Raw genomic sequence first — 25,564 nt, 5'->3', positions numbered from 1 at the left:
AGTGGCCTCCGGCGCGCTTAACCCGCGTTTGCATGAACATTAACCTGCATTCGCATGAACAATATCGCTAATCATTTGGTTCACTGGCGCTAAGTCGATTGACAGAGCATCGGTGACAAATGCCGGATCTTTACGCACAGTTTGCGCTAACACCAGACCATCAGTATTGGCGGTATCCACTCTTACGGTGGAAGAGAGGCCAATTCGCAGCGGATGCTCAGCCAGCTGTTTTGGCTCTATCGCAATACGGACTGGCAGGCGCTGAACCACTTTGATCCAGTTGCCGGTGGCGTTTTGCGCCGGTAGCAGTGAGAAGGCACTGCCGGTCCCCATATCCAGACCGACGACTTTCCCTTGATAAACAACATCATCGCCATAGAAATCTGTCACCACAGTGGCCGATTGGCCAATGCGCATATTGGCTAACTGTGTTTCTTTAAAGTTAGCGTCAATCCACATCTCATTAGCCGGAATAACAGCCATGAGCGGCGCACCATTAGCGATTTCAGCACCCACTTGCACACTACGGCGTGAAACAAAACCGGTGATTGGGCTGACAACTTTGGTACGTTGCAGTGATAACCAGGCATCACGCAGCTTAGCAGCCGCTTGTTCGACCGCCGGTTGCTTCTCCAGCGGGGTATTAAGTACCAGCGCCTGATTGGCATTGTATTGTGCAATCGCCACATCCAATGATGCTTGAGCTGACTCTACGGCATCGCGGGCATGTTGCAGTTCTTCACGGCCAATCGCATCAACCGAACCCAGAACCACACGGCGTTTCAGGTCATTTTGCGCTTTGCTCAGCTCCGTTTTTTTCAGGGCAATATTAGCCTGATACTGCTTGCTGTTAATCATGAGCTGGTGGGTTTGACGCACGCTGTTAGCCAGCGCGGTTTTTGCCTGCTCATAGGCTTGTTCAGCATCGGTTGGGTCCAAAGTCAGTAGGACATCACCGCTTTTGACAAAGTCAGTATTTTCAAAATTGACACTGACAACACTGCCGGGCACCTGAGACATGATCTGCACCTGATTACCAGATACATAAGCATTATCAGTCTCTTGGTGATGACGCAGTACCAGGAACCAATAAATCAGGTAGGCCACCCCAATCATAATAAAAATAACCGTCAGTAACAGCAGCACGCGTTTACGTTGCTGCTTTTTGTTCTGCGGTTGTTGCGGGATTTGAGCTTCCGCGTTTGCACTCATGGTGTTCTCCACGCTCTATACCCGTCATACTTCAAGCTGCATGTGCGTTGGCTACGTTCAATCACCCGAATCACTTACAACACAGTAAGCTCATCGGAACTCTCTCACTTGCCGCCTTCCTGCAACTCGAATTATTTAGGGTATATATTGTTTTATATTGTTTTATTTTGTGAACCGTCACTGACCGGGGCTTGATAACCACCACCGAGTGAACGGATCAAACCAATCTTGGCCTGCAATAAATTGTTGCTGGCACTCAATTCTGATTGCTGCTGCTGTAGATATTGCGACTGGCTAATCAACAGTTCATCACGGCCAATAATCCCTGCCTTATAACGGGCGCTAGCGACGTTATAAACTTTCTGCATGGCTTGTGACGCGGATGCAGCCTGTTGAAGTTGAAGCTGGTTACTTTGTTGGATGGTGATGGCGTCGGCCGTTTCCTGCACAGCATTAAGGATGGTCTGGTTGTAAGATTCAACCGCCTCATCATAAAGTGCTGATTCTTCACCTAACTTGCTGCGTAACGCACCTGCGTGGAAAATAGGCAGCGAAATGGCAGGCGCGAAGTTCCATGCCTGACTGGCCGCTTCCAACAGATTGGGGTTAGTGCCTTGGAAATTAGTGGTAGAGAACCCGGCAAATCCGGTAATCGATAAGCTTGGATAGAACTCTTTACGTGCTGCTTTAACCCGCTGGTCATAAGATTCAACCAGTTGGCGCTGGGCGGTAATATCTGGGCGCTGACCGAGTAAATCGGTGGTCAGTTCGCCTTTAGGTGTCAGCCGCGAGATATCTGGCAAGGGCACTGGGCGAATATTCTGTGTGCCGCTCGGGCCTTGGCCTGTGAGGGTGGCTAACTGATGTTTCAGCTGCTCACCTTGCGACTGCAACTGGATAATCTGTTGCTTGGCGGTGTCAGCTTGCGCCCGTGTTTGTTGCGGAATTTCAATACCATAGATGCCCGCCTGATATTGCTTGGTGCGCAACTCAGCCAGACGCTCGTTGTTATCGACTTCCTGCTGCAACACCTCTTGCAGGGCGAAGTTGCTCTGTAACTGATAATAGACCGATGCGACTGAGCTGGTGAGCGTCAGAGCGGCTTGCTGCTGTTCTGCACGGGCAGCATTAACCTGCGCATTGGCGGCATTAACCCGATTGCGGTATTTGCCCCACCAATCAAACTCATAGCTGAGATTCAGGCCAAGTGTATTGGCGGTCTCATACAGCGGTTTGCTTGGATAAGCCTGCAAGAAGGGTTGCAGCGTATTTTGTGCGATTTTTTCCCGCGTACTGCTAGCGGCTAAATCAATATTAGGGCCATTAGCCGCATCGGCCTGGCCCATCACACTTTGTGCTTCCCGCACTCGCGCTGCTGCTTGCTTGAGTGACGGTGATGTTTGCAAACTTTGCGACATCAAAGCATCCAGTTGGGGATCTTCCAGTACCCGCCACCACTGAGGACTTAACGCCAACGAACTGACCTTGGGTTGTGCCAATTGTAGTTGTTGGTTATCCAGCATTTGAGACTGAGGAGCAATATTATCGCTTGAGGCACAGCCCGCCAGTAAAAATACGACGGACAAGGGCGTGAGTCTCCAGCTATGTGGGGATGACATAGTTATTTACCTGGACAGCTATTTATCTGGATAGAAACAGTGGAATTACTGTTCCGGTATTTCTATTTGGTCCAAACGTGCCAATAACTTACGCGTCAGCGTTTCAAGCTGTTGCTGTTCGTCGGCGTCAAGTGTTGACCAAAGAAAATGCAGACACTTATGTTGTGGGGGTAGCAGCTGATTTAAAAACTCAACGCCAGCCTCGGTCAGATGCAAATGCAAGCAACGGCGGTCATTGTGGCTTTCACGGCGTTCAATCCAGCCTTTCTTTTCCAGCTCGTCAGCAATACGCGTAGCATTAGTACGCGAAGAACCCAGTGCAGCACTTAATTCCGACGGTTGGATACTCCGGCTTTCCTGCGCATCCAGCGTAATTAATGCCATAAACAGGGTCTCGTTAATCCCTTGCGCTTTCAGCATTTTGTTGCGGTTTTCTAGCAACTTACTGTGCATATGCATACACAGGCGCGTCAGCAGAATTTCCTGATAAGGGAAATCTTTCTGGCGTTTTGCACGAAAATTAAGCATCTGTTCGATGGGACTAAACGAACTTTCCATTATAAGGAGCCTCATTAATTTCAAATGGTACAGTAACGATAGTGACTAATAATGTAAACGTTATAATTACAGAAAAATTTAGCAATTCGTGTTATTCAGTCACTGTTTGTAAGTAGTTAGTATCACTAAATGTAAGGATATTGTGTGTTAGCTCACGATTCAGGCAAATTGTTACGCCAAAATCATTAGTAGTTTGAATGTCAGGCCGTAGCTGAGTGCGCCGAGTAAGGTGGCGAAGATAATGCTGTTGGTTTTATAAAAGCATCCACAGATAACCAAAAAACCAATAAGTGTAGGAATTAATTTCTGTGGGTTATGCATGATTTCCGGCGTACTGGAAACCACCAATAAGGCACAAATAGAAGCGATACCGATGCTGTCTAGCAGCAGGGACATTTTGCCCCGTTGCAGGCCTACTTGTTTACGTGCTGGCCCTAGCCGCAGCGGCAAATAACGAAACAGATAATTTACGGTTCCTACCACTAAACCAATCACCAGAACATCAGTATTCACGGTGTCTGCTCCTGTTCATTATTCTCATTCGGTTCTGTAGTCACTTCTGGTGCGGGTTGGAGCAGCGCCGCCAGGCACCCGCCTCCAATGCCAGCTAAGATAGCGACCGGAATGGAGAACAACAGTACGCCGAGCAAAGCACCCATCAGTGAGGCGATAACCGTCAGGCTGTATTGGCGTTTAAATGCTGCTAATAGGAAGCTGAGGAACAACGCGGGCAGCATAAAGGAAAGGGAAGCTTCAATGGCGGGATAATTTTCCAGCGGGCCATTGCCAAACATTGCGCCGATGGCGGTACCTACCACCCAAGATAGCCAAGAGGTGAACGCGATGCCGAGCATCCAGTTCTCGCTCCAGCGGCGCTGGTCTTTCATTAACTTGGTCGTTGCGGCGGCAAACACTTCATCGGTCAAGCCAAAGGCCCATAGCGCGGTTTTTTTACCGGACAGCTTTGCCAGAATGCGGTGCTTAAGTGCGGGGCCGTACAAAATATGGCGGATATCCATCGCCATGACCGTCAGGGCGGAAACCCACAATGACATCCCTGCGCTGAGTAGGGCGGTGATAACGAATTGGCTGGCTCCAGCATAAATAATGCAAGAGAAGAAAATCGCTTCCAGCGGAGTGAAGCCAAGTTTTACCGAACTTAAACCAAAGGCAAAAGCCACCGGCAAGTAGCCAATAACAATGGGCAGGCTATCAGTTATGCCTTCTACGAAGGTGGCTGTCGACTTGGTCGCCGTAGGCGCGTCGGTGATTTGGCTTTGCATAAAGTCAGCTTTGGGTTGCAGGGTAAAATAACAAGTTAGGTAACATTACCAGAGTAGTAATTGTCTTAATACCCTATAACCCAATTTTATATCTAGATTGATTAGTAGTTAGCTAATTAACAACCTAGGGTAATATCTTTCTAAATATCTAATAGCCCTGCATCTTAAAAGAGGCAGGGTATGTTAGAAATCACTCGACAGGCTGGTTTGCGGGAGGATCAAATCGTTTGCCCGCTAACCAGGTGGTAATATTCAAGATACACAACACTAAGCCGGCGATTGCCACGCCATACCAGCCTGCATGTTGATATGCTGCGGCTGATATCAGTGAACCCAAAGCCCCACCAATGAAGTAGCTGGTCATATAGCCTGCGGTTAACCGATTTCTGGCTTCCGGCATCATGCGGTATATCACGCTCTGATTGGTGACATGAACCCCTTGAACCGCCAAGTCCAACACAATTATCCCGATAATCAGCGCAAGAATTGAGTGTTGCCCCAAGGCGATGGGTATCCACGACAGCAGCAGCAATACCAAGCCGACGCTGGTGGTAATGCGTGCTTTACCTTTATCGGCTAACTGACCTGCTTTGGTCGCCATCAATGCTCCCGCAGCCCCGACCAAACCAAATAACCCGATAGCCGCTTCTGAATAGCCATACGGCGGTGAGGCCAGCAAAAAGGCCATTGAGGTCCACAACACACTGAAGTTAGCGAAAGATAGCGCGCCAAGTAAGGCGCGGGTGCGCAGTACTGGGGTACGGATAAAGAGAGAGAATATCGAGCTGAGCAACTGGCCGTAATTCAGGCCAGTATGCTGCTTATAGCGCGGCAGATAGCGCCATAATGTCAGAGCCATGATTATCATTAATACGCTGGCGACCCAATAGATGGTGCGCCAGCCGCCAATGGATGCCAATGCCCCCGCCACCGTCCGTGCCAGCAAGATGCCCAATAACAGGCCGCTCATGATTATGCCGACCACTTTACCGCGCTTTTCCGGTGCAGCCAGTGTAGCCGCCAATGGCACCAGTAATTGCGCCACGACAGAGAACAGGCCGGTGAGGGCGGTGCCGACAATCATCATGGTGAGGTTTTGCGACAAAGCGGTAATCAACATGCCGCCCGCAGCCAGCAGAGTCATGCCGACAATTAATCCGCGGCGTTCAAACATATCTCCTAGTGGAACCAGGAACATCAACCCGACGGCGTAGCCCAACTGGGCTGCTGTCACGATAAAACCGGCCTGATTGACCGAAAGATTAAAAGCTTGGGCGATGGTTTCCAGCAGTGGCTGGGCATAATAGTTGCTGGCAACCGCCAGTCCGGTGGCGACTGACATCAATACAATCAATGCTGGGCTTAAACCGGGGATTTCGGTTTTTTGTGTCATGGGAAATTATTCTGAATTGAAAAGTGTGACAGTATTAGATAAATGGGAATGATAAACCAATGGATAATTTTCAAGTGATTAATTTCGGATCGGGTTTCGGTTGATAATCGTTCGGCAGTTATCTGTTTCCCGCCATCTCAACCGAAACCCGAGCCGATAGTAAATTCTGAACATAAGAATTGAATCAACTCCCTGATTCCAAAAGCCCCTTTGGTAAAAAACTACTCTGAAATCAAACTCACATGTGCTGCCACAATCCGCCAGCCGCAGGGCAACTTAACCCACGTCTGCATTTGCCTGCCAACCCGTGAACTGCCTTCGCGATAAAACTCGGTGCTGGCTACTGCCATATCCTCACCAAAAGTGGTGATTACGGTATTCTCTAACCGGCGATCCAAACTTTGTGAAGGGCGTTTTTGGCGAAATTCCCTGATGGCATCAATGCCAAACAGATCCTCTCCAGCACCAAAACGCACAGTGCGGTCGTCGTGCCAAAACAGTTCGTCCAAAACAGGAATATCGTTACTGATCAATGCTTGTTCATAGCGATAAAATGCCGCATTCACTTGCGCAAGGATCGCCGGGCGATCAATAAACTCATTTTTCATTGTCTTATTCTCATCGGAAAAAGTTCTTATTAGATGATGGAGCTGACTGGCGCGCTAACCAATCCTTGTTGTTCTAATGCATAAGCAGCCCGTAAACAGAGGTCTTCTCGCCATGGTGCTGCAATCAGTTGAATGCCTATCGGCAACCCACCCGCGGTTTTCAGGGGCACGGTGACGACGGGCAGGCCGAGGAAAGAAATAGGTTGGGTCAGCATCCCCATACTGGCGCGAATAGGTAAGTCGCTGCCATTAATATGCATGATTTCCTGACCAATCAGTGTGGCGCTACAAGGGGTGGCGGGGGCCAGCAAGATATCCCAGTGCTCAAATAGTGGCAGAATTTTTTGCCGGAAATGATGGCGAAAACGCTGGGCTTGAACATACCAACTTGCGGGTAGCATGGCTCCCGCTAATAGTCGCTCACGGGATAGTGGTTCAAAGCGCTGAGGGGATTTTCTCAGTGCCGGTAGATACTGATTTCCGCCCTCGGCAGCACTGATAATGAATGCGGCTGAACGAGCTAAATCACTCTGTGGCATCTCGATTTCAGCACTGGCTTCTAACCCTTTGGCTACAGCTTGTAGCGCAGCTTTAGCATCATCGTCGCACCATTGATGGAAATAGCCCCCCAAAACAGCACTTCTCAAACCTTGTTGCCCGCGTGGCAGTTGGCTAAGACAGGGCGTAACGGGTTTCTCCGATTGAAAACTGTCATTTATATCCGTGCCTTGCATGGCATCATAGACTGCCGCCAGATCTTGCGTGCAGCGCGCCATCGGGCCGATATGGTCCAAACTGGCGACAAATGGATGAGTACCCGTGCGTGATAGTCGGCCAAAGGTCGGTTTCAACCCAAAAATGCCACACAATGAGGCTGGCACCCGAATCGAGCCATTGGTATCGCTGCCAAGTGAAAAATTCACTAGCCCTGCGGCAACCGCTGCCGCCGAGCCTCCTGAGGAGCCACCGGCGATGCGGCTGAGATCCCGAGGGTTGCGAGTGGCACCATAGTGGCTGTTTTCGGTAGTAAAACCATAGGCATAGGCATCCATATTCAACATGCCGGACAGCATCGCTCCTTGGCGGGCCAAACGCGAAATAACCGCCGCATCTTGTTGGGCTGGTGCCCGCTCGCAAAACAGGCTGGCACCGGCCAGTGTCGTTTGTCCCTCAACATCAAACAGATTTTTCACGGCATAAGGGATGGCCGCCAGTGCCGGTAAGCTTTGGCCTTTGGCGCGCAAAGTATCGAGCCGATAAGCTTCGCTGAGCATGCGGTCTGCGGTGACTTGGGTATAGGCATTGATGGCAGGATTGGCTGCGCTGATGGTATCGAGTGTTTGTAGCGCAATTTCCTGTGCAGAGAGTTCGCCGCGATTTAGGGCCTGTTGGATCTCGCTGATGGTCAGGGTTGGAATCTGTTTCATAGCCGATATACCCCGGCTATTTCTTGTTTTTCATCCAGGGGCACCGCCATCAATGGGCCAGCCATGGCGGCAATACGTTCAAATTGCACTAGCAATGCGGCGCGGCGGGTGTCATCCAGCTCTAATGCCAACAAGACTTCCATTTGCTGAATATAAGCAGCCCAATCCATGGCGGTTTTTTCTGATGTTTTCTTCATAACAATTCCTGTTCTAAATTGTGGTGAAATCAATAACCGGCGGCGCTGCCATTACTGCGTGGATCAAATGCGCCTTCCAACATGCCGTTACCGTGGCGCACGATGGCACCCGCGTGGCCGACAGCCTCACTGAAGTCGGGTAACAGCTCAACTTGATGCCCGCGTTGGCGCAGGTAGGCGAGAGTTTCTGCTCCGATGCGCGCTTCTAATTTCAGTGAGTCTGAGCTTTCTCCCCAAGTGCGGCCCAGCAGCCAGCGTGGTGCGGTGATGGCTTGTTGCAACGGGAGCCCTTGTACTATGTGGCGAACAAATACCGCCGCCTGAGTTTGTGGCTGACCATCGCCGCCCATGGCGCCATACACCAGTGTTCGGCCATCAGTTAGCCGTGCGGCAGCAGGATTGAGTGTATGAAATGGTTGCTTGCCCGGAGCTAACGCTAACAGATGCTGTGGATCAAGACTGAAAGATGCCCCACGGTTTTGCCAAACAATACCGGTTTCCGGCAGTAATACTCCGCTGCCAAATTCATGATAAATACTCTGGATGAAAGAGACTGCCAGACCGTTGCTATCAATGACGCCGAGCCACACGGTGTCGCCCGGCCCACGGCCATGGCCCCAATCGGCGGCCTGTTCATCATTGATATAAGCCGCCAGCTGGTCCAAAGGCTCTTTTTCCAGTAATGACTGCGGGCAATGCTCCATCCACAGCGGATCGGTAATCACTTGATCACGCAGGCTAAAAGCTAATTTGGTCGCTTCCACGAGAGTGTGAATGGTTTGGCCTTCACTCATTTGGGCGACAGGTTTGCGGTCAGCTAGCCCGAGGATCGCCAGTGACACCAGCCCTTGGGTCGGCGGCGTCAGGTTGAATATCTCACCTTGTTGGTGCTGTAACCGCAGTGGCGTGCGGCGTTTGGTACGATACTCCGCCAGATCTTGTGCGGTTATCGGCATTCCAGCGGCAGTCATATCCATGATGATTTTTTCGCCCAGTGGGCCGCGATAGAAACTGCTCAACCCCTGTTCAGCCAGCGCAGTTAGAGTTTGACCTAACTGTGGCTGCACAAAACGTTCACCGGCATGGGGAATTTTGCCCTGTGGCATAAAGACATCGGCGAAATGACGAAAGTGAGCCAGCTCATGATATTTGGCCTGAGTGGCGGCGGCTTGTGATGGTGTGACCGGGATGCCCCGCGTTGCATAGCTAATGGCATCAGCTAACAGACGGTGCAGTGGCAAAGTATTATTGCTCAGCTCGCTGGCGACATTCAGAGCTTCTTCCCAACCGCCGACAGTACCGGCAACCGTCAATGCAGCGGCAGGGCCACGGTGTGGGATCTGTTGATATTCACTGTAGCGCTCCAAGGTAGCGAGCGATCCTGCTGATCCGCTGGCATCAATAGCAATCGGCTCCCCTTGCGCGGGAACAATAAGCCAGAAGCCATCGCCGCCCAATCCATTCATGTGCGGGTAAACCACGGCAATGGTGGCAGCGGCCGCGACCATCGCTTCAATAGCATTACCGCCTTCACGTAACACCGCCAAAGCACTTTCACTGGCTAAATGGTGCGGAGTGACCGCCATCCCTCGCGGTGCCATATTGCTGTTGATCATCTGGCTTTCCTTCTTATTCAGTTACTGAAACAGAAAAACTGCGGTAGCAGAAGCTAAGCAAGAGGCGTTCCAGAATGTCGGGTTTGCTGCTGAGAATGAAAATTCTCATATTATCCGCGAGGGCTTGTGTGCTATGTTCCGCAAAAATAGCTATGCTGAAACGATAGTTTCATCGGCCGGAGAAAGGTGTGAAACAGATTGATGAGCGCTTGCGGGCGCATTATGCGCAATTAACCCCGCAGGAACAGCGCGTTACCGATTTTATCTTTGACCATTTTGATGATCTGATCAGTTATAACAGTGCCGAGCTGGCGCGGCTGAGCGGCGTGTCTAAGGCCACGGTCAGCCGGTTGTTTAAGCGGCTGGGTTATAGCAGTTATCGCGAGATGCGGGACGAGGTACGCACCTTACGCCAAAGCGGCATGCCATTGACGGATAACCGTGATGCTGTGCAGGGGAATACTTTGCTGGCGCGCCATTACAAGCAGGAGATGGCGAATCTGACTCACTGGGTCAATCAATTAGATAGCCAGCAATTTGGTGAGGTCATCAGCGCGCTGGTGCAAGCACCGCGCATCCTGTTGTTGGGGTTGCGTAATAGCTATCCGGTGGCGCTACATTTGCGCCAGCAGCTGCTGCAAGTCCGTCCACATGTCCAGCTCATACCGCAAGTGGCGCAGACATTGTCTGAGGAACTGGTGGATATCAGTCAGCGCGACGTGGTCATTGTGGTGGCCTTCCGCCGACGGCCTACAGTTATTCGCGAGATTCTACTGCACATGCAGGTGCTGGGTGTGCCAACACTGCTGATTTGTGAGCCGCAGGCCCAGTCTTTGCTGCCGCTAGCGCGCTGGCGCTTGACCACGCCACTCGACAGTGTTTCTGCTTTTGATAGCTACTCTTCGGCAATGAGTTTGGCCAATTTACTGAGTAATGCGTTATTGCATGAGATACTGGCACAAGGGCGACAGCGAATTCATCAAATTGCTGATCTGTATGACTCTTTTGGTGAATTAGAACAGCGCTAATCTCTTGTCTCTGGCGATACAGTAGGTTTCTCCCTCTTGGGTGACCTGATGCTCTTTTATGGTGCATTTTGATGATTGATTTGCACCTTTGTTGTGATTCTCCTTCCTTTATTAATTCCCTTAATTCTAGCTAACCCGGCTAAATATCGGCCATTTTGCCTCAATGATCATTGGCACAGTAGTTGCAACGATGGTTTCAGTAAATCAACTCTAAGAATCTATCGTTTCATTACTGACTTATCGGAGATATGCTATGAACATGAAAAAGCGGATGTTGGCCTGGTTGGGTGCTGCATTGATATTGGTTCAGGCACCTGCTGTTTTAGCCGATCAATTAGAACAAATTCAGCAACGTGGCGTATTACGTGTCGCGGTTCCGCAAGATTTTCCCCCTTTTGGTTCTGTGGGGACCGACCTTCAGCCCCAGGGCTATGACATCGATATGGCCCATTATCTGGCCGATAAGATGAAACTAAAGTTGCAACTGGTGCCAGTGACCAGTGCGAATCGGGTGCCCTATCTGCAAACCGATAAAGTGGATTTAGTGATTTCAAGCTTGGGCAAAAACCCGGAGCGAGAAAAAGCCATCGCCTTTAGCCGGGCTTACGCGCCATTTTTCCTTGGGGTGTTTGGTGCGAAGGACGATGCGCTAAAACAACCTGAGCAATTGGCGGGGAAAACAGTCGGCGTCACCCGCGGGGCGGTTGAAGACATGGTGCTGAGTGAGTTAGCGCCCAAAGAGGCTCAAATAAAGCGCTATGAGGATAACAACACCACATTGTCAGCTTATTTGTCGGGCCAGGTCGATTATCTGGCGACCGGCAATCTGGTAGTCAGTGCATTAGCTCGTCAGAACCCGGCTCATGCGCCAGTGGCAAAATTTATGCTGAAAGATTCGCCTTGCTATATCGGCTTACGCCAAGGTGAACCGGCACTGAAAGCGAAAGTGGATGCCCTGATTGAGGAAGCATTGCAGGACCAGACGCTCAACGGCTTGTCAGAAAAATGGTTAAAGGCTCCGTTACCTGCTGCTCTTGGCGCATAACAGGAGCGGGCTATGACCTATCAGCTGAATTTCTCTGCTCTGTGGCCTTACTTACCCGAATTATTGTCGGGCCTGTTGACCACCATTGAGCTAACGGCCATGGCGACGATTGGCGGCATGGCACTGGGGATTGTCGGTGCGGCGATCCGCTGTAGTGACAATAATGCGAGCGGTAGTGTCATCTTGCGGCGTGTGTGGGGCGGTTATGTGGAAATAGTGCGTAATACCCCATTTGTTGTGCAGCTATTTTTTATTGTTTTCGGTTTACCGGCGCTAGGGCTAAAGCTCAGTGCCGGGCAAGCCGCTGTGCTGGCGATGATAATAAATTTGGGCGCTTACAGTACCGAAATTATCCGCGCTGGGATTCAGGCCAGTGCTAAAGGCCAATGGGAAGCTGGGCGGGTGCTGGGGTTGAGCCGCAGTCAGACATTTTTCCGCGTGATCTTGCCGCCATCTCTACAGCGGATTTATCCGGCGCTCGTTAGCCAGTGCATTATTGTCATGCTCGGTTCTGCGGTGGTGTCGCAAGTGGCATTTGAAGAGCTGACCTTTGCCGCTAACCTGATTCAGTCGCGCACATTTCTTAGTTTTGAGGTCTATCTGGTGACCACATTGCTGTACTTGCTGTTGTCCATTGCGATGCGCCAATTGCTACTGGCGGCGGGGCGTCGCTTCTTTGGGAGCCATGCCTCATGATGTTTACTGACTGGGATATCATCCGCAACCTGCTACTGGCGGCCCGCTGGACACTGTTGCTGTCACTGACCGCCTTTATTGGCGGCACTCTGGTGACATTGCCGCTGATGTTAATGCGCTTGAGCCGTTGGCGCTGGTTGGCACGTTTTGTTCGTGGTTATACCGAATTATTTCAAGGCACGCCCTTGCTGATGCAGCTATTTCTGGCCTTTTTCGGTTTGGCACTGTTTGGCATTGATGTGAGTCCGTGGACGGCGGCGGCGATGGCATTGACCTTGTTTACCAGCGCATTTCTGGTGGATATCTGGTGCGGCAGTATTGATGCGTTGCCAAAAGGTCAGTGGGAAGCCTCCCGTTGTTTGGGGCTGAGCTTCAGTCAAACACTGCTGCGGGTCATTGCTCCGCAGGCGCTGCGCATTGCCATTGCACCTACCGTGGGGTTTTCAGTGCAGGTGATTAAAGGTACGGCGCTGGCATCAATCATTGGTTTTGTTGAACTGACCAAAGCGGGCACCATGCTCAATAATGTTACTTATCAGCCTTTTAAAGTCTTCGGGCTGGTGGCGCTAGGCTATTTCCTGATGTGTTACCCCTTATCGCGCTATAGCCACTATCTGGAGAGGAAATTCCATGCCGCTGATCACCATTAATCAGGTTCAAAAATACTATGGTCAGAACCATGTGCTGAAAGGCGTGGATCTGGATATCGAGATGGGGGAGGTTATCTCGATCATTGGCCGTAGCGGTTCCGGTAAAAGTACTTTACTGCGGTGTATCAATGGCCTGGAAGAGTATCAGGACGGCAGTATCAAACTGGGCGGAATGACGGTGACTCATCGAGACTCTCAGGCGCGGGAGATTAGCCGCTCAGTCGGGATGGTATTCCAGAGCTTCAATTTATTCCCTCATATGACGGCGCTGGAAAATGTGATGCTGGCGCCGCGTCGGGTATTGAAAAAGAGTGCCGCCGAGTGCCGCGAACTGGCAACCGAGATGTTGACCAAAGTCGGGCTGGCAGATCGGATGGATTACTACCCGGCCAATCTTTCTGGCGGCCAGCAGCAGCGGGTGGCGATTGCCCGGGCGCTGGCAATGCAACCCAAAGTATTGCTGTGTGATGAGATAACCTCCGCGCTGGACCCAGAACTGGTGGGTGAAGTATTGAAAGTCCTTGAACAGTTGGCAGCGGAGGGGATGACGCTGATTCTGGTGACCCATGAGATGAATTTTGCGCGCGAAGTGGGTGACCGGGTGGTGTTTATGCATCAGGGGCAGGTGTGGGAGCAGGGCGAAAGTCGCGCCTTATTTGCCAATCCGCAGACAGCAGAATTGCAGCAGTTTGTTGCGTCGGTTCGCGGTTTATAAAAAACTTTACTGATTTAGAAAAAATGGAGATTCATTATGTCAGTGCTCAGTCATAACTCGCTGTTTAGTCAGATTAATCCGCCGGCACGGTTGCTGATGGGGCCGGGGCCGATCAATGCTGATCCGCGGGTGCTGCGCGCGATGTCCAGCCAATTGATCGGGCAATACGATCCGGCAATGACTGACTATATGAATCAAGTCATGGCGCTGTATCGCGGGGTTTTCCGCACTGAAAACCCGTGGACAATGCTAGTGGATGGCACCTCTCGCGCCGGTATCGAGGCGATTTTACTGTCGGCCATTCGCCCCGGGGATAAAGTGCTGGTGCCGGTTTTTGGTCGATTTGGTCATCTATTGTGCGAAATTGCCCGCCGTTGCCGCGCCGAGGTACATACCATTGAGGTGCCGTGGGGTGAAGTTTTCAGCCCGGACATGATTGAAGATGCTATCAAACAGGTGCGACCGCGCTTGTTACTGACAGTGCATGGCGACACCTCGACCACCATGTTGCAGCCGTTGGCCGAATTGGGCGAGATTTGCCGTCGCCATCAAGTATTGTTCTATACCGATGCCACGGCTTCACTGGGCGGAAATACTTTGGAAACTGATGCTTGGGGGCTGGATGCTGTTTCGGCGGGATTGCAAAAGTGCCTCGGTGGGCCATCAGGCAGCTCTCCGGTGACCCTCAGTCCACAATTCGCTGAACAAATTCGTCGTCGTAAATGTATCGAGCAGGGCATCCGCACTGAGGATCACGCTGACGGCGACGAAGAGATGATTTACTCCAATTATTTTGATTTGGGCATGATCATGGATTATTGGGGGCCAGAGCGGCTCAATCATCACACTGAAGCCACCAGTATGCTTTTTGCGGCGCGAGAATGCGCGCGGGTGATGCTGGAAGAGGGGTTGGATCATGGGATTGCCCGTCATGCTTTACATGGCTCGGCGCTACTGGCGGGTATTCAGGGCATGGGGCTGGCGGTGTTTGGTGACTTAAAACATCGGATGAACAATGTGCTGGGTGTGGTGATTCCAACCGGAATTGCTGGGGAACAAGTACGCCAACTGATGCTAAATGACTTTGGTATCGAGATTGGCACCTCATTTGGCCCGTTGAATGGCAAAATCTGGCGCATCGGGACCATGGGATATAACGCTCGCAAAGATTGCGTGATGCAAACGCTGGTGGCATTGGAGGCGGTATTAAACCGTCTGGGATTTGCCACTGTTCAGGGGGCGGGCTTGCAAGCAGCATGGAATATTTATCAGGCTGACAATAATAAGCCGGTTACTGACCAATCCTGTGGAGCAAGATAATGGCCGTTACCCTGCCTGATGCCGAGGCAGAGCAAGCCGCATTACGGGTTTTGGCCCGTTGTGATGTGCTGGCGGCAATCAGTGAGTCGGCGGAGATGCTAACGCGGGTGTATCTGTCTCCTGAACATTTGCGAGCAAATCAGCAAGTGGGGGAATGGATGCAAGCCGTCGGCATGCGGGTCTGGCAAGACTCTGTTGGTAATATTTGTGGCCGTTATGAAGGTTTGCAATCCGATGCACCCGCCATATTGCTGGGCTCCCATCTTGATACTGTGCGCAATGCGGGCCGCTATGATGGCATGCTCGGGGTATTAAGTGCATTGGAAGTGGTGGGATATCTGCATCAACAGCAGCGGCGGTTACCGGTTGCCATTGAAGTCATTGGTTTTGCTGATGAAGAGGGAACACGCTTTGGTATCACTTTGCTGGGCAGCAAAGGCATTACCGGGCGTTGGCCAGCTGACTGGCTAAGTAAAACGGATGCCGAGGGTATCAGTGTGGCGCAGGCATTGGAAAATGCCGGTTTTGACCCGGCGGCGGTGGGGGCATCACAGCGGGCAGTTAGCGATTTCTGTGCTTACCTTGAGCTGCATATAGAGCAAGGTCCCTGTTTGGAAAACGCTGATTTAGCCTTGGGGGTGGTGACCGCCATTAATGGTGCTCGCCGCTTAAATTGCCAATTTACCGGGCTGGCGGGCCATGCCGGAACGGTGCCCATGGGCCAGCGACAGGATGCATTAGCCGGTGCTGCTGCCTGGGTTTGCGCTGTTGAAAATTTGGCTGAGAGTTACGGTGAGCATTTAGTCGCGACCGTAGGGACGCTGACATGTTTACCCGGCGCGGTGAATGTCATTCCGGGGGCGGTGAAGCTGACACTGGATATTCGTGGCCCACAGGACAGCGACGTAAGCCATTTGTTAGCCCGCTTATTGGCTGAAGCCGAAGTGATAGCCGCCCGCCGTGGCCTGACTTTCTCGGCCGAAGAGTTTTACCGTATCAATGCAACCCGCTGTGACGATAATTTACAGCAACGTATCAGTGACAGTGTGCGCCAGACACAAGGGCGTTCGTTAGCCTTGCCGAGTGGCGCAGGCCATGATGCGATTGCCGTTGGCGAATGTTGGCCGGTGGGAATGCTGTTTGTTCGTTGCAAAGGAGGCGTGAGCCATCATCCAGATGAATCAGTGACTAGCAATGATATAGCCAGAGGCATCCAGGCATATCTGGAAACGGTATTATCATGGGCTGAGTGAATCATTTGGCTGAGTCATCGGGTTAACGTGCCCTGCGGCACGCTTTCCCATCTACAGTAATAAAAACTTATCGGCATCATGGTAAGCAGGGAAGGCTTCACGATAACTTTGCAGTGTTTCCAGCGATAACTCAGTATCCAATTGTGCCGCTTGCCCGGGGGCGGCTTGTGCTAAAACCTCACCTTGTGCATCCAGAATCAGGCTATCACCTTGATAGTGATGGCCATTATCATCATCACCAACACGATTACAGCCAGCAACGTAAGCTTGATTTTCTATCGCACGGGCTGCCAGCAAGGTTTGCCAGTGTTTGGCTCGCGCCGCAGGCCAGTTAGCCACATACAGGGCTAAATCATAATCCTGCTGATTACGTGACCACACCGGAAAGCGCAGGTCATAACAGACTTGCGGCAGAATGCGCCAGCCACGCCATTCCACAATCTTGCGCTCTTTACCGGCCTGATAATGATGGTGTTCACCTGCCATGCGGAATAAGTGGCGCTTATCATAACGATGGATTTTTCCACTGGGTTCAACCAGCAGAAAACGGTTAACTGCCCCCTCTGCGGTACCTAGCGCCACACTGCCACCGATGAGGGCATCGGTGCGCGCCGACCAATGGCGCAGCCAGTCAATGACTTCAGTTTCCGGCAAGGCATTTTCTGCCGCGTTCATGGCAAAACCGGTGGTAAACATCTCCGGCAGCACAATCACATCTCGCTGCGGCAAAGATTCCAACAGCATGTCGAAGTGACGCAGATTAGCCTGTGCATCCAACCACACCAGCGGCTGTTGCAGTAGAGTCAGTTTTAAAGTTGACACAATCGCTCCGCAGCGGCGTCCAGCGTAGCATCCTGTTTGGCGAAGCACAGCCGGATAAGTTTATGGGGGAAGGGGCCTTCACAGAATACGGATAAAGGTATTGCTGCTACGCCCACATGCTCGGTCAGCCATTTGCAAAACTCCACATCATCAAGATCTGAAATCGCACTGTAATCGGCCAACAGGAAATAGGTTCCTTCGCTGGGTAGGATTTTCAGGCGGCTGGCAGACAATGCATTGACGAAACGGTCACGGCGAGCACGGTAAAACTCGGGCAATTGCTGCCAGTGCTCCGGCTCAGCATTCAGCATATCCGCCAGTGCCAGCTGCACCGGAGTGCATACCGAGAAAGTCAGATATTGGTGGATTTTTCGCACTTCAGCACTGATAGCGGCAGGGGCGATGCAATAACCCGCTTTCCAGCCAGTCATGTGGAAAGTTTTGCCAAAAGAGGAAACGGCGATAGCCCGCTCCCGCAACTGTGGATGGGCTAATACACTGGCATGACCGGCGGCGCTAAAGCAGATGTGTTCGTACACTTCATCACTGAGCACATAAATATTGCGCTCAGCAATCACTTGCCACAATTGTTCAAAATCATCAGCGCGCCACACGGTGGCCGAAGGATTATGCGGCGTATTCACAATCACCAGACGGGTGCGCTCAGAAACCAGATCGGCAAATTCGGCCCAGTCAGTGGCGAATGCTGGCGGTTTGAGTGCGATGCGTTTGAGTACGCCGCCCGCCAGTTTGACCACTGGCGCATAGCTGTCATAGCTGGGATCAAAGCAGATCACTTCGTCGCCGGGGCGAACCAAGGCAGTAATTGCCGCAAATAAGGCTTCGCTGGCCCCGGTGGTGACAGTGACTTCGCTGTCTGCATCGGGCTGCCAGCCGTAGATTTTAGCGGTTTTCTCTGCAATGGCATGGCGCAGCGGAGCTACACCGGTCATTGGGGCATATTGGTTAGCACCTTGGCTGACGTGATAGGCCAATTGTTGCTTTAGATAATCAGGGCCATCGAAATCCGGGAAGCCCTGCGACAGGTTAATCGCTTGGTGTTTTTGCGCCAATGCACTCATTTGCGTAAAGATTGTGGTGCCTTGTGCAGGCAATTTACTGTCTGGAATAAAAGATAAAGTGCTCATGGCAGGTGAATACTCCTGGCGCTGTATGTTGCCGTCAATATAACACGATGTTAATATTTGGCAATCAAGACGCTTAGATGTTTAAACGGCTAAATGACGTAATTTGCTAAGCATAGATGAAATTGTGCTAACAATAATTGTCAGGCCGATAGCGGTGGCAACATGCCATGGCAACCAACACCACAACAGGGATATGCAATGTCAGAAAATGTACAACTCGGCGCGCTGTTAGCCGCCTGCCACTGGATCGGAGAGAAGGGCTGGTGCCCGGCGACCGGCGGTAATATGTCCCTGCGTCTGGACTCAACACAATGTTTGGTGACGGAGTCTGGCAAAGATAAAGGCAACCTGACTGCCGACGACTTTTTGCTGGTGGAAACTGCCAGTAATCATGTCCCGAGTGGCCGAACACCGTCGGCAGAGACTGGCCTGCATACCTTACTTTATCGCCTGTACCCTGAAATCAATGCGGTTTTACATACTCACTCGGTCAATGCCACGGTGCTGTCACGGGTAGAGCGCAGTCATGAATTGGTATTGCAAGGTTATGAGATGCAGAAATCACTATCAGGGCAGCGTAGCCACCTTGATTCTGTGGTGATCCCTATCTTCGATAATGATCAGGACATTCCGGCGCTGGCACAACGGGTTGCCGCGTTGGCGGATAACTACCCACTGCGTTATGGCTTTTTAGTTCGTGGCCACGGCCTATATTGCTGGGGGAATAGCGTGTCTGAAGCCCGCCGTCATTTGGAAGGGCTGGAATTCCTGTTCCAGTGTGAGCTGCAGCGGCGTTTGTTTGACGTAAACCCTTAAGGCTGGAGGCCACATGATTCAGGCAATTGTTACCGATATTGAAGGCACCACCACTGACATTCGTTTTGTTCATCAAGTGCTGTTTCCTTATGCCAGAGAGCGGCTGACGCCATTTCTACATGAACATCAACAAGATGAAGAGGTTGCCGCCGCTCTGGCTGATTTACGCCGCGAGATTGAGCAACCCGAAGCGAATATCGAAAGCTTGATTGCCGCTTTGCACCGTTTTATGGATGAAGACCGCAAATCTACTGCCTTGAAAGCTATTCAGGGCATTATTTGGCGCAGCGGTTATCTGCACGGGGATTTTCGTGGCCATTTGTACCCGGAAGTGGCCGGGCAACTGGCTGACTGGCAACAGCAAGGGTTAGGTCTGTATGTCTATTCTTCTGGCTCGGTCGATGCGCAGAAATTGCTATTCGGATACAGCGATGCCGGGGATTTACGCCCACTATTCAGTGGCTATTTTGATACCCACGTAGGGGCCAAGCGCGAAGTGAGTGCTTACCAGAATATTGCCAGCCAGTTGGCGATCGCGCCGCAAACATTGTTATTTTTGTCTGATATTCGCCAAGAATTAGATGCTGCACAGCTGGCTGGCTGGCATACCTGCCAACTGATTCGTGACCTTCCTGATAACGAGAGTCGTCATTTACAAGTAAACCGCTTTGATCAGATAGATTTAGCGCGTTTTAAATAAAAGCTGAGGATTTTACAGTATGAGCGGATTAACTATTTTCAGTGAAAAACAGCCGGAACAGCCGCTGTGGCAAAGCTTCAATGCTGATGAAATCCAACAACAATTGACGGCCATTGGGGTGCGTTTTGAACGCTGGCAAGCCGATCGTGAGTTGGGAGAAAAGCCACAACCTGAAGCAGTGATTGCCGCTTATCAGCATGAAATTGACCGGCTAGTGGCTGAGAAAGGCTATCAGAGCTGGGATGTGATCAGCATGCGCCCCGATAATGCGCAGCGTGAAGTCTTGCGCGAGAAATTTTTATCGGAACATACCCACGGTGAAGATGAAGTGCGTTTCTTCGTGGAGGGAAGCGGGCTATTTTGTTTACATTTGAATGGCAAAATTTATCAAATTCTGTGTGAAAAGAATGATTTGATATCCGTCCCTGCCAATACGCGCCATTGGTTTGATATGGGTTCTGCACCCAATTTCACTGCTATTAGAGTATTTGATAATCCAGAAGGTTGGGTGGCGCATTTTACCGGCGATAAGATTGCAGATGCTTATCCTCGACTGAATTAAACGGTGGTCAACCTCAGGCGGCAGTACCGCGACCTGAGGTTCATTTCTAATTCTGCGGTTGGAAAAAACCGGCTGCGACTTGCTCAGGCGTGATAACGCCACTGTCTAACACCCAGCCACTGATTAATGCCGCCGGGGTGACATCAAACGCCGGGTTATACACTCTCGCATCCTGTGGCGCCCATTGGCAATGCCCAAAACTCCCTGATACTCCGGTGACTTCACTGGCCGCACGCTGCTCTATTGGGATGGCGGCACCATTAGGACAAGCTGGATCATGGGTGGTATGGGGGGCCGCAACATAGAATGGAATGCGATGATAATGCGCCAATACAGCCAAGTTATAGGTGCCAATTTTATTGGCGACATCACCGTTGGCGGCAATGCGATCTGCACCGACCCAGATGGCATCTACCTGACCTTGGGCCATCAGGCTGGCGGCCATTGAATCACAAATCAATTGATATGGAATACCCAGTTCCCCGAGTTCCCATGCGGTTAAGCGCCCACCTTGCAGCAAAGGGCGGGTTTCATCGACCCACACTTGGCGGATTTTGCCTTGCTGATGAGCGCGCAATAATACGCCGATAGCGGTACCGATACCCGCCGTCGCCAGACCGCCGGTATTGCAGTGAGTCAGCAAATTACTGCCGGGTTTCACCAATGCCGAACCATGCTGGGCAATACGCTCACATAATTCGCGGTCTTCCTCTACCAGACGCAATGCTTCGTGGGTCATGGCTTCAACCCAGTTGGCTTGCAATAACGCCTGCTGCATCCGCGCCAAATTATTCATCAGATTAACCGCGGTTGGCCGCGATTCCCGCAGAGCCATGAGCGCTTGTTCAAGTTGAGCTTGCGATAAACCCCGTTCAGCTAGCAACGCCAACAAAAGACTGGCAGATAAGCCAATCAGCGGCGCACCGCGTACCCGTAGCGCTTGAATATGCGCAATCAGCAACTCCACGGTATCCGCTGACAACCATTCCTGGCGCTGTGGCAAAGCTTGCTGGTCAAGAATCCACAGCTGCTTATTAATGATTTTTAAGCTGGTGGTTTGTAAGTCGAGCGTGTTAAAGGTCTGCATTGTCAGTTAAATCCATGTTGCGTTATTGCATCTGGTTTCTTATTCTGCCAACATATCTTACGGATGTGTAGACGTCTATATGGTTTTACGCCTAAATACGGAATTTTTTTGCTCTAACAGGGAATAATTTCACAGCTAAGCAAATGGTTGGCGGTGAGTGAATCAGAATCAGATAAAGAATAAAGAGGTTGAAGATGTCGCGCTACCATACATTTACTGCTGCGGATGCTGTTGAATATGCTCGCCAATTTGGCCAGGTGGCCGACCCACTGACATTAGTATCAGCGGATGAAATTGGTGATGGAAATCTCAATCTGGTATTTAAAATCCGTGATGCAGCGGGCGTTAGCCGGGTGATTGTCAAACAAGCGCTACCTTATGTGCGGTGTGTCGGAGAGTCTTGGCCCTTAACCTTGGATCGTGCCAGAATTGAAGCTGAAACTCTGCTGACACACAGTCAATTCTGCCCACAGCATACTGTCAAGATATTGCACCACGATGCAGAGCTGGCAGTAATGGTGCAAGAGGATTTATCTGATCACCATATTTGGCGCAGTGAGTTGCTGGCAGGAAAATACTATCCGCAGGCTGCAGGACAACTGGCTGAATATTTGGCGCAAACCTTATTCCACACTTCAGATTTTTATCAGTCAGCACAAGCTAAAAAAGCGGCAGTAAGCCAATATACCAATCCGGAATTATGCCAAATAACGGAAGATTTATTCTTTACTGATCCTTATATCGACCATGAGCGTAACAATTTTGATCCGGCGCTATTATCGGATGTGCTGGCACTACGCCAAGATAATGCACTTAAACTGGCGGTGGCTTCACTGAAGCACGGCTTTCTGAGTAAAGCAGAGGCATTACTTCATGGCGATATTCATAGCGGCTCAATTTTTGTCGCTGATGGTCGCTTGAAAGCTATTGATGCGGAATTTGGCTTCTATGGCCCGATTGGCTTTGATATAGGAACTGCACTGGGCAATTTACTGCTGAACTATTGCGGTTTACCGGGGTTGGCAGGTCCGCGAGATGCTGCTGCCGGTCGGGAGCTGCGACTGAATGATATCCATGTTCTCTGGGAAACTTTCGCCAAGCGCTTCTTGGCATTAAGCCTGGAAAAAACGCAAGACTCCGTTCTGGCAACTGAGGGTTACGCGCAGCTGTTTCTACAACATGTTTGGCAAGATGCCATCGGTTATTGCGGCAGTGAGTTAATCCGGCGCACCATTGGTTTAGCACATGTTGCTGATCTGGATAGCATTACTGATGATGAGATGCGTAGAGCATGTCAGCGCCATGCGTTGAGTTTAGGACAAACATTGATATTGGCAGCACCACACATTGGTACGGTTGATGATTTGATTGCTCGTATCAGACAAAATGGATAATTAAAGTTATTCTCGGATCTGCATTTTAATCATTCCCATCAAAAAATAGAAACCCCGCAGAGTTATGCGGGGTTTTATCTTATTTAAAATATAATTGATGCTAATATGATATTTACTTTTATATAAATAGAGTTGTTTCTGTTAGTGTAATTTAATCTGTTTTTGTTTTTTTTAATTACTTATTTGTATATTGGAATAATATTCCTAGTCTTACTTTAATTGGTTTGTTTTTTTAATTTATATTTTTCATGTTGTTATGGGTTTACTTTGTTATTTATATATTTATATATAACATATAAAAATTATTATTTTTTATAACTTACTATTATTTTGAGTTGAATATCACCATTTTAGCAAAAAAAACTATTTGTGAGAAAGATATCGCTCCTACTAGGCTGTTTCAATAATGTGTGGATAGTGTTCTGGTAACAAACATACGTTTTGGTTATTGCTTATGTTTTCTATTTTTCTTTAACTGTTACTAGTGAATAATAAGTTACGTGATGATGAAAATAATTAACCCTGCGATCCAGTTTTAAATAATGAGCATTGTTGTTATTTTTTGCTGGAGTCATCCCTATTTAAATGGGCATACTTTATGCGACATTTTTATTATTTAGTAGCATCATTAGGCCAATCAAAGATAAATTCAACCTTGTTTATTGCTTGTTCTTACTCCGTACTGTTTTACATTTCACCCCTTATTGCAGCGCCTAAAATAAAGAATGTACCCAATGCCGGTGCTATTGGTAATGAAATTAGGCAAACAATAATAGAGCCGCAGTTTGTACCGCGTGAAGCAGAAATTCAACTACCCAAATTAGCCCCGCCAGCGTCAGAACGCTCGGTCGCATCGGGTTATATTACCTTACGAGAAGTGAAGCTCGAGGGGGAAAACAGCATCCTGAATAGCAATAATAAGGATCTGCAAGCTATTTTAAATCCTTGGCTCGACCGGTCATTAACATTTTCTGATTTGCAGAATATGACGCTGGCGATAACACGTTTCTATCGAAACCAAGGATGGGTAGCTGCTCAGGCAATATTACCACCGCAAACTGTTCATGATGGAATTATTCTAATTAAGGTTATTGCTGGCAGATTAGATAAACCAGAAGTCAATAACCAGAGTCGGCTGAATACTCAATTCGCGACAGCTATGATTGAAAGTAATAGTTGTAGTAAAGAAGTTGGGATCTTCGGGGGAAAAGAGTGTTCTGCTTCCCCAGCGGAGTTATCTCGTTTGGAACGTACTGCTCTTATTCTTAATGAAATTCCTGGTATTGACGCTTCTCTGGCATTAAAGCCAGGTTCCCAAACAGGAATGACGCGGATTTATGCTGATATAACACCGGGGCAGTTAGCAACAGGGTATCTCGGTGTTGATAACCAAGGTAATGATTACTCTGGGCATAATAGGCTATTAGCGGGTGGTACACTTAATAACCTGGCGGGCTGGGGCGATCAATTACGAGCAGATTTAATTTTATCCAGCTCGACAGATGTTTTTAGTGGCCTACTCGATTACAGCTTTCCAATTAACAGCTATGCTACTCGTGCAGCAATTAATTATAGCCACTTGAATTATACCTTGACTGGTCCATTTGAGGTGCTGGATGCCCATGGGCATTCTGACACTTGGGGCATTAATTTACGTCATCCGTGGATACGTAATTCTCAGGTTCGGATTAATGCTAATACTGGCTATTATCAGGCCAGAATGCGTGATTCCCTCATTATGTTGCCAAAGCAAAAGAGAAATCTGGATGCTGCTGAATTGGGCATTGATGGTGGGTTTAGCGCATTACCTGGCGGGCTTAGTCATTTCAATTTTCTCGGCACTGCGGGGCATCTCTCGCTGGATGATGAATTTAGTCAAAGCATCAATACTCTTACTGGAATTAGCGGCTCTTTTGCCCGCTTTAACTATCGTGCTGGTCATGATCAGGGTATTGGCCCCTATTTTTCATTCTTTAATCAATTTACTGGTCAAATGGCCAGTAAGAATCTTGATAGTTCGCAAAAGTTATTACTGGGAGGGCCGTTGGCGGTTCGCGCTTATGGCATCGGTGATGGTGCGGTGGATAAAGGCACCATTTTTACCTCGGAGTTACGTACTCATTGGCAGCCGATATTTCCTGCATGGATAGGCGTGGGGAATCAAATCACGGTAGCTGCATTCTTTGATCAAGGATGGGGTGCTTATTCTCGCCAGCCGATTGAGGGAATGTCGGGAAATAATATCAATACATCTGGCTTTGGCGCTTATATCACATTCGCTCGTCCGGCAGATTACTCCTTAAATATGACTTGGGCACATCGTACTGGTCAGACAATAACGCGCAATCAGAATAACGATCAACTGTGGCTCAGCGCTTATAAGATGTTTTAGCTCTTTCCGACATATTTGTTAGA

25 protein-coding genes are annotated in these 25,564 nt (G+C 49.9%); 12 read left to right on the top strand and 13 right to left on the bottom strand.

Annotated elements, in window-relative coordinates:
- Positions 1–39: 39 nt before the first annotated feature.
- The 10 genes from emrA to FTA96_RS13870 all read right to left on the bottom strand — a co-directional run bounded on the left by emrA (position 40) and on the right by FTA96_RS13870 (position 9,913).
- Positions 40–1,212 (bottom strand): multidrug efflux MFS transporter periplasmic adaptor subunit EmrA, encoded by a 1,173-nt coding sequence (gene emrA / locus FTA96_RS13915; protein ID WP_134957352.1) that lies wholly within the window; start codon positions 1,210–1,212, stop codon positions 40–42.
- Positions 1,213–1,364: 152 nt separating this feature from the next.
- On the bottom strand, positions 1,365–2,831 hold the full coding sequence (locus tag FTA96_RS13910) for an efflux transporter outer membrane subunit (protein WP_145574078.1): 1,467 nt from the start codon (positions 2,829–2,831) through the stop codon (positions 1,365–1,367).
- A gap of 45 nt (positions 2,832–2,876) precedes the next feature.
- Positions 2,877–3,389 (bottom strand): transcriptional repressor MprA, encoded by a 513-nt coding sequence (gene mprA, locus FTA96_RS13905; RefSeq protein WP_050110096.1) that lies wholly within the window; start codon positions 3,387–3,389, stop codon positions 2,877–2,879.
- Positions 3,390–3,560: 171 nt separating this feature from the next.
- The gene (gene ygaH, locus FTA96_RS13900) at positions 3,561–3,902 is read right to left on the bottom strand and encodes an L-valine transporter subunit YgaH (protein WP_050110095.1); all 342 of its coding nucleotides are present in this window, start codon (positions 3,900–3,902) and stop codon (positions 3,561–3,563) included.
- Positions 3,899–4,672, bottom strand: a complete 774-nt coding sequence (locus FTA96_RS13895; protein ID WP_050110094.1) for an AzlC family ABC transporter permease — start codon at positions 4,670–4,672, stop codon at positions 3,899–3,901. Before FTA96_RS13895 ends, ygaH begins: the two co-directional genes overlap by 4 nt.
- 190 nt (positions 4,673–4,862) lie before the next feature.
- The gene (locus FTA96_RS13890) at positions 4,863–6,065 is read right to left on the bottom strand and encodes an MFS transporter (protein WP_050110093.1); all 1,203 of its coding nucleotides are present in this window, start codon (positions 6,063–6,065) and stop codon (positions 4,863–4,865) included.
- Between the two features lie 221 nt (positions 6,066–6,286).
- Positions 6,287–6,673: an oxalurate catabolism protein HpxZ gene (gene hpxZ, locus FTA96_RS13885; RefSeq protein WP_050110092.1), complete on the bottom strand. Its 387-nt coding sequence runs from the start codon at positions 6,671–6,673 to the stop codon at positions 6,287–6,289.
- A gap of 29 nt (positions 6,674–6,702) precedes the next feature.
- Positions 6,703–8,100 (bottom strand): AtzE family amidohydrolase, encoded by a 1,398-nt coding sequence (locus tag FTA96_RS13880; RefSeq protein WP_145574076.1) that lies wholly within the window; start codon positions 8,098–8,100, stop codon positions 6,703–6,705.
- Positions 8,097–8,297 (bottom strand): oxalurate catabolism protein HpxX, encoded by a 201-nt coding sequence (gene hpxX / locus FTA96_RS13875; protein ID WP_050110090.1) that lies wholly within the window; start codon positions 8,295–8,297, stop codon positions 8,097–8,099. The genes FTA96_RS13880 and hpxX overlap by 4 nt, the downstream gene beginning before the upstream one ends.
- A 29-nt stretch (positions 8,298–8,326) precedes the next feature.
- Positions 8,327–9,913 carry a gamma-glutamyltransferase family protein gene (locus FTA96_RS13870; protein ID WP_145574074.1) on the bottom strand — a complete coding sequence of 529 codons (1,587 nt, stop codon included), beginning with the start codon at positions 9,911–9,913 and terminating at the stop codon, positions 8,327–8,329.
- Between the two features lie 188 nt (positions 9,914–10,101).
- Here FTA96_RS13870 and FTA96_RS13865 point away from each other — a divergent pair, with 188 nt between their 5' ends.
- The 7 genes from FTA96_RS13865 to hpxK all read left to right on the top strand — a co-directional run bounded on the left by FTA96_RS13865 (position 10,102) and on the right by hpxK (position 16,620).
- The gene (locus FTA96_RS13865) at positions 10,102–10,941 is read left to right on the top strand and encodes a MurR/RpiR family transcriptional regulator (RefSeq protein ID WP_050133658.1); all 840 of its coding nucleotides are present in this window, start codon (positions 10,102–10,104) and stop codon (positions 10,939–10,941) included.
- A gap of 253 nt (positions 10,942–11,194) precedes the next feature.
- Complete coding sequence (locus tag FTA96_RS13860) at positions 11,195–11,986, top strand: transporter substrate-binding domain-containing protein (RefSeq protein WP_050110087.1); 792 nt, start codon at positions 11,195–11,197, stop codon at positions 11,984–11,986.
- Positions 11,987–11,998: 12 nt separating this feature from the next.
- Positions 11,999–12,682 (top strand): amino acid ABC transporter permease, encoded by a 684-nt coding sequence (locus FTA96_RS13855; protein WP_050110086.1) that lies wholly within the window; start codon positions 11,999–12,001, stop codon positions 12,680–12,682.
- Entirely contained in the window at positions 12,679–13,332 is a 654-nt protein-coding gene (locus tag FTA96_RS13850) for an amino acid ABC transporter permease (RefSeq protein WP_050110085.1), read from the top strand. The genes FTA96_RS13855 and FTA96_RS13850 overlap by 4 nt, the downstream gene beginning before the upstream one ends.
- Positions 13,313–14,047 (top strand): amino acid ABC transporter ATP-binding protein, encoded by a 735-nt coding sequence (locus tag FTA96_RS13845; RefSeq protein WP_134957349.1) that lies wholly within the window; start codon positions 13,313–13,315, stop codon positions 14,045–14,047. The genes FTA96_RS13850 and FTA96_RS13845 overlap by 20 nt, the downstream gene beginning before the upstream one ends.
- A gap of 36 nt (positions 14,048–14,083) precedes the next feature.
- Entirely contained in the window at positions 14,084–15,367 is a 1,284-nt protein-coding gene (locus tag FTA96_RS13840) for a pyridoxal-phosphate-dependent aminotransferase family protein (RefSeq protein ID WP_145574072.1), read from the top strand.
- Positions 15,367–16,620 carry an allantoate amidohydrolase gene (gene hpxK, locus FTA96_RS13835; protein ID WP_145574070.1) on the top strand — a complete coding sequence of 418 codons (1,254 nt, stop codon included), beginning with the start codon at positions 15,367–15,369 and terminating at the stop codon, positions 16,618–16,620. Before FTA96_RS13840 ends, hpxK begins: the two co-directional genes overlap by 1 nt.
- A 51-nt stretch (positions 16,621–16,671) precedes the next feature.
- Here hpxK and FTA96_RS13830 read toward each other — a convergent pair whose 3' ends face one another.
- Together FTA96_RS13830 and FTA96_RS13825 are read right to left on the bottom strand one after the other, a co-directional pair.
- Positions 16,672–17,442: an amidohydrolase gene (locus FTA96_RS13830; protein WP_050133646.1), complete on the bottom strand. Its 771-nt coding sequence runs from the start codon at positions 17,440–17,442 to the stop codon at positions 16,672–16,674.
- Positions 17,430–18,590: a pyridoxal phosphate-dependent aminotransferase gene (locus tag FTA96_RS13825; protein ID WP_050110080.1), complete on the bottom strand. Its 1,161-nt coding sequence runs from the start codon at positions 18,588–18,590 to the stop codon at positions 17,430–17,432. Before FTA96_RS13825 ends, FTA96_RS13830 begins: the two co-directional genes overlap by 13 nt.
- A 198-nt stretch (positions 18,591–18,788) precedes the next feature.
- Here FTA96_RS13825 and FTA96_RS13820 point away from each other — a divergent pair, with 198 nt between their 5' ends.
- From FTA96_RS13820 to FTA96_RS13810, 3 genes are read left to right on the top strand one after another with little or no spacing between them, the layout of a single operon-like run.
- The gene (locus FTA96_RS13820) at positions 18,789–19,406 is read left to right on the top strand and encodes a methylthioribulose 1-phosphate dehydratase (RefSeq protein WP_050110079.1); all 618 of its coding nucleotides are present in this window, start codon (positions 18,789–18,791) and stop codon (positions 19,404–19,406) included.
- A gap of 13 nt (positions 19,407–19,419) precedes the next feature.
- Positions 19,420–20,106 (top strand): acireductone synthase, encoded by a 687-nt coding sequence (gene mtnC, locus FTA96_RS13815; RefSeq protein WP_145574068.1) that lies wholly within the window; start codon positions 19,420–19,422, stop codon positions 20,104–20,106.
- A 19-nt stretch (positions 20,107–20,125) separates the two neighbouring features.
- Positions 20,126–20,668, top strand: a complete 543-nt coding sequence (locus FTA96_RS13810) for a 1,2-dihydroxy-3-keto-5-methylthiopentene dioxygenase (RefSeq protein ID WP_050122586.1) — start codon at positions 20,126–20,128, stop codon at positions 20,666–20,668.
- Positions 20,669–20,714: 46 nt separating this feature from the next.
- Here FTA96_RS13810 and mtnA read toward each other — a convergent pair whose 3' ends face one another.
- Entirely contained in the window at positions 20,715–21,755 is a 1,041-nt protein-coding gene (mtnA, locus tag FTA96_RS13805) for an S-methyl-5-thioribose-1-phosphate isomerase (RefSeq protein WP_145574066.1), read from the bottom strand.
- Between the two features lie 194 nt (positions 21,756–21,949).
- Here mtnA and mtnK point away from each other — a divergent pair, with 194 nt between their 5' ends.
- Positions 21,950–23,149 carry an S-methyl-5-thioribose kinase gene (gene mtnK / locus FTA96_RS13800; RefSeq protein ID WP_050110075.1) on the top strand — a complete coding sequence of 400 codons (1,200 nt, stop codon included), beginning with the start codon at positions 21,950–21,952 and terminating at the stop codon, positions 23,147–23,149.
- 598 nt (positions 23,150–23,747) lie between these two features.
- Positions 23,748–25,541: a ShlB/FhaC/HecB family hemolysin secretion/activation protein gene (locus tag FTA96_RS13795; RefSeq protein WP_145574065.1), complete on the top strand. Its 1,794-nt coding sequence runs from the start codon at positions 23,748–23,750 to the stop codon at positions 25,539–25,541.
- Positions 25,542–25,564 lie beyond the last annotated feature (23 nt).

This window comes from Yersinia alsatica, from assembly GCF_902170305.1.
Classification (GTDB): domain Bacteria; phylum Pseudomonadota; class Gammaproteobacteria; order Enterobacterales; family Enterobacteriaceae; genus Yersinia; species Yersinia alsatica.
The sequence above is the reverse complement of the archived record's forward strand: the minus strand, read 5'-3'. Positions and strand labels throughout refer to the sequence as shown.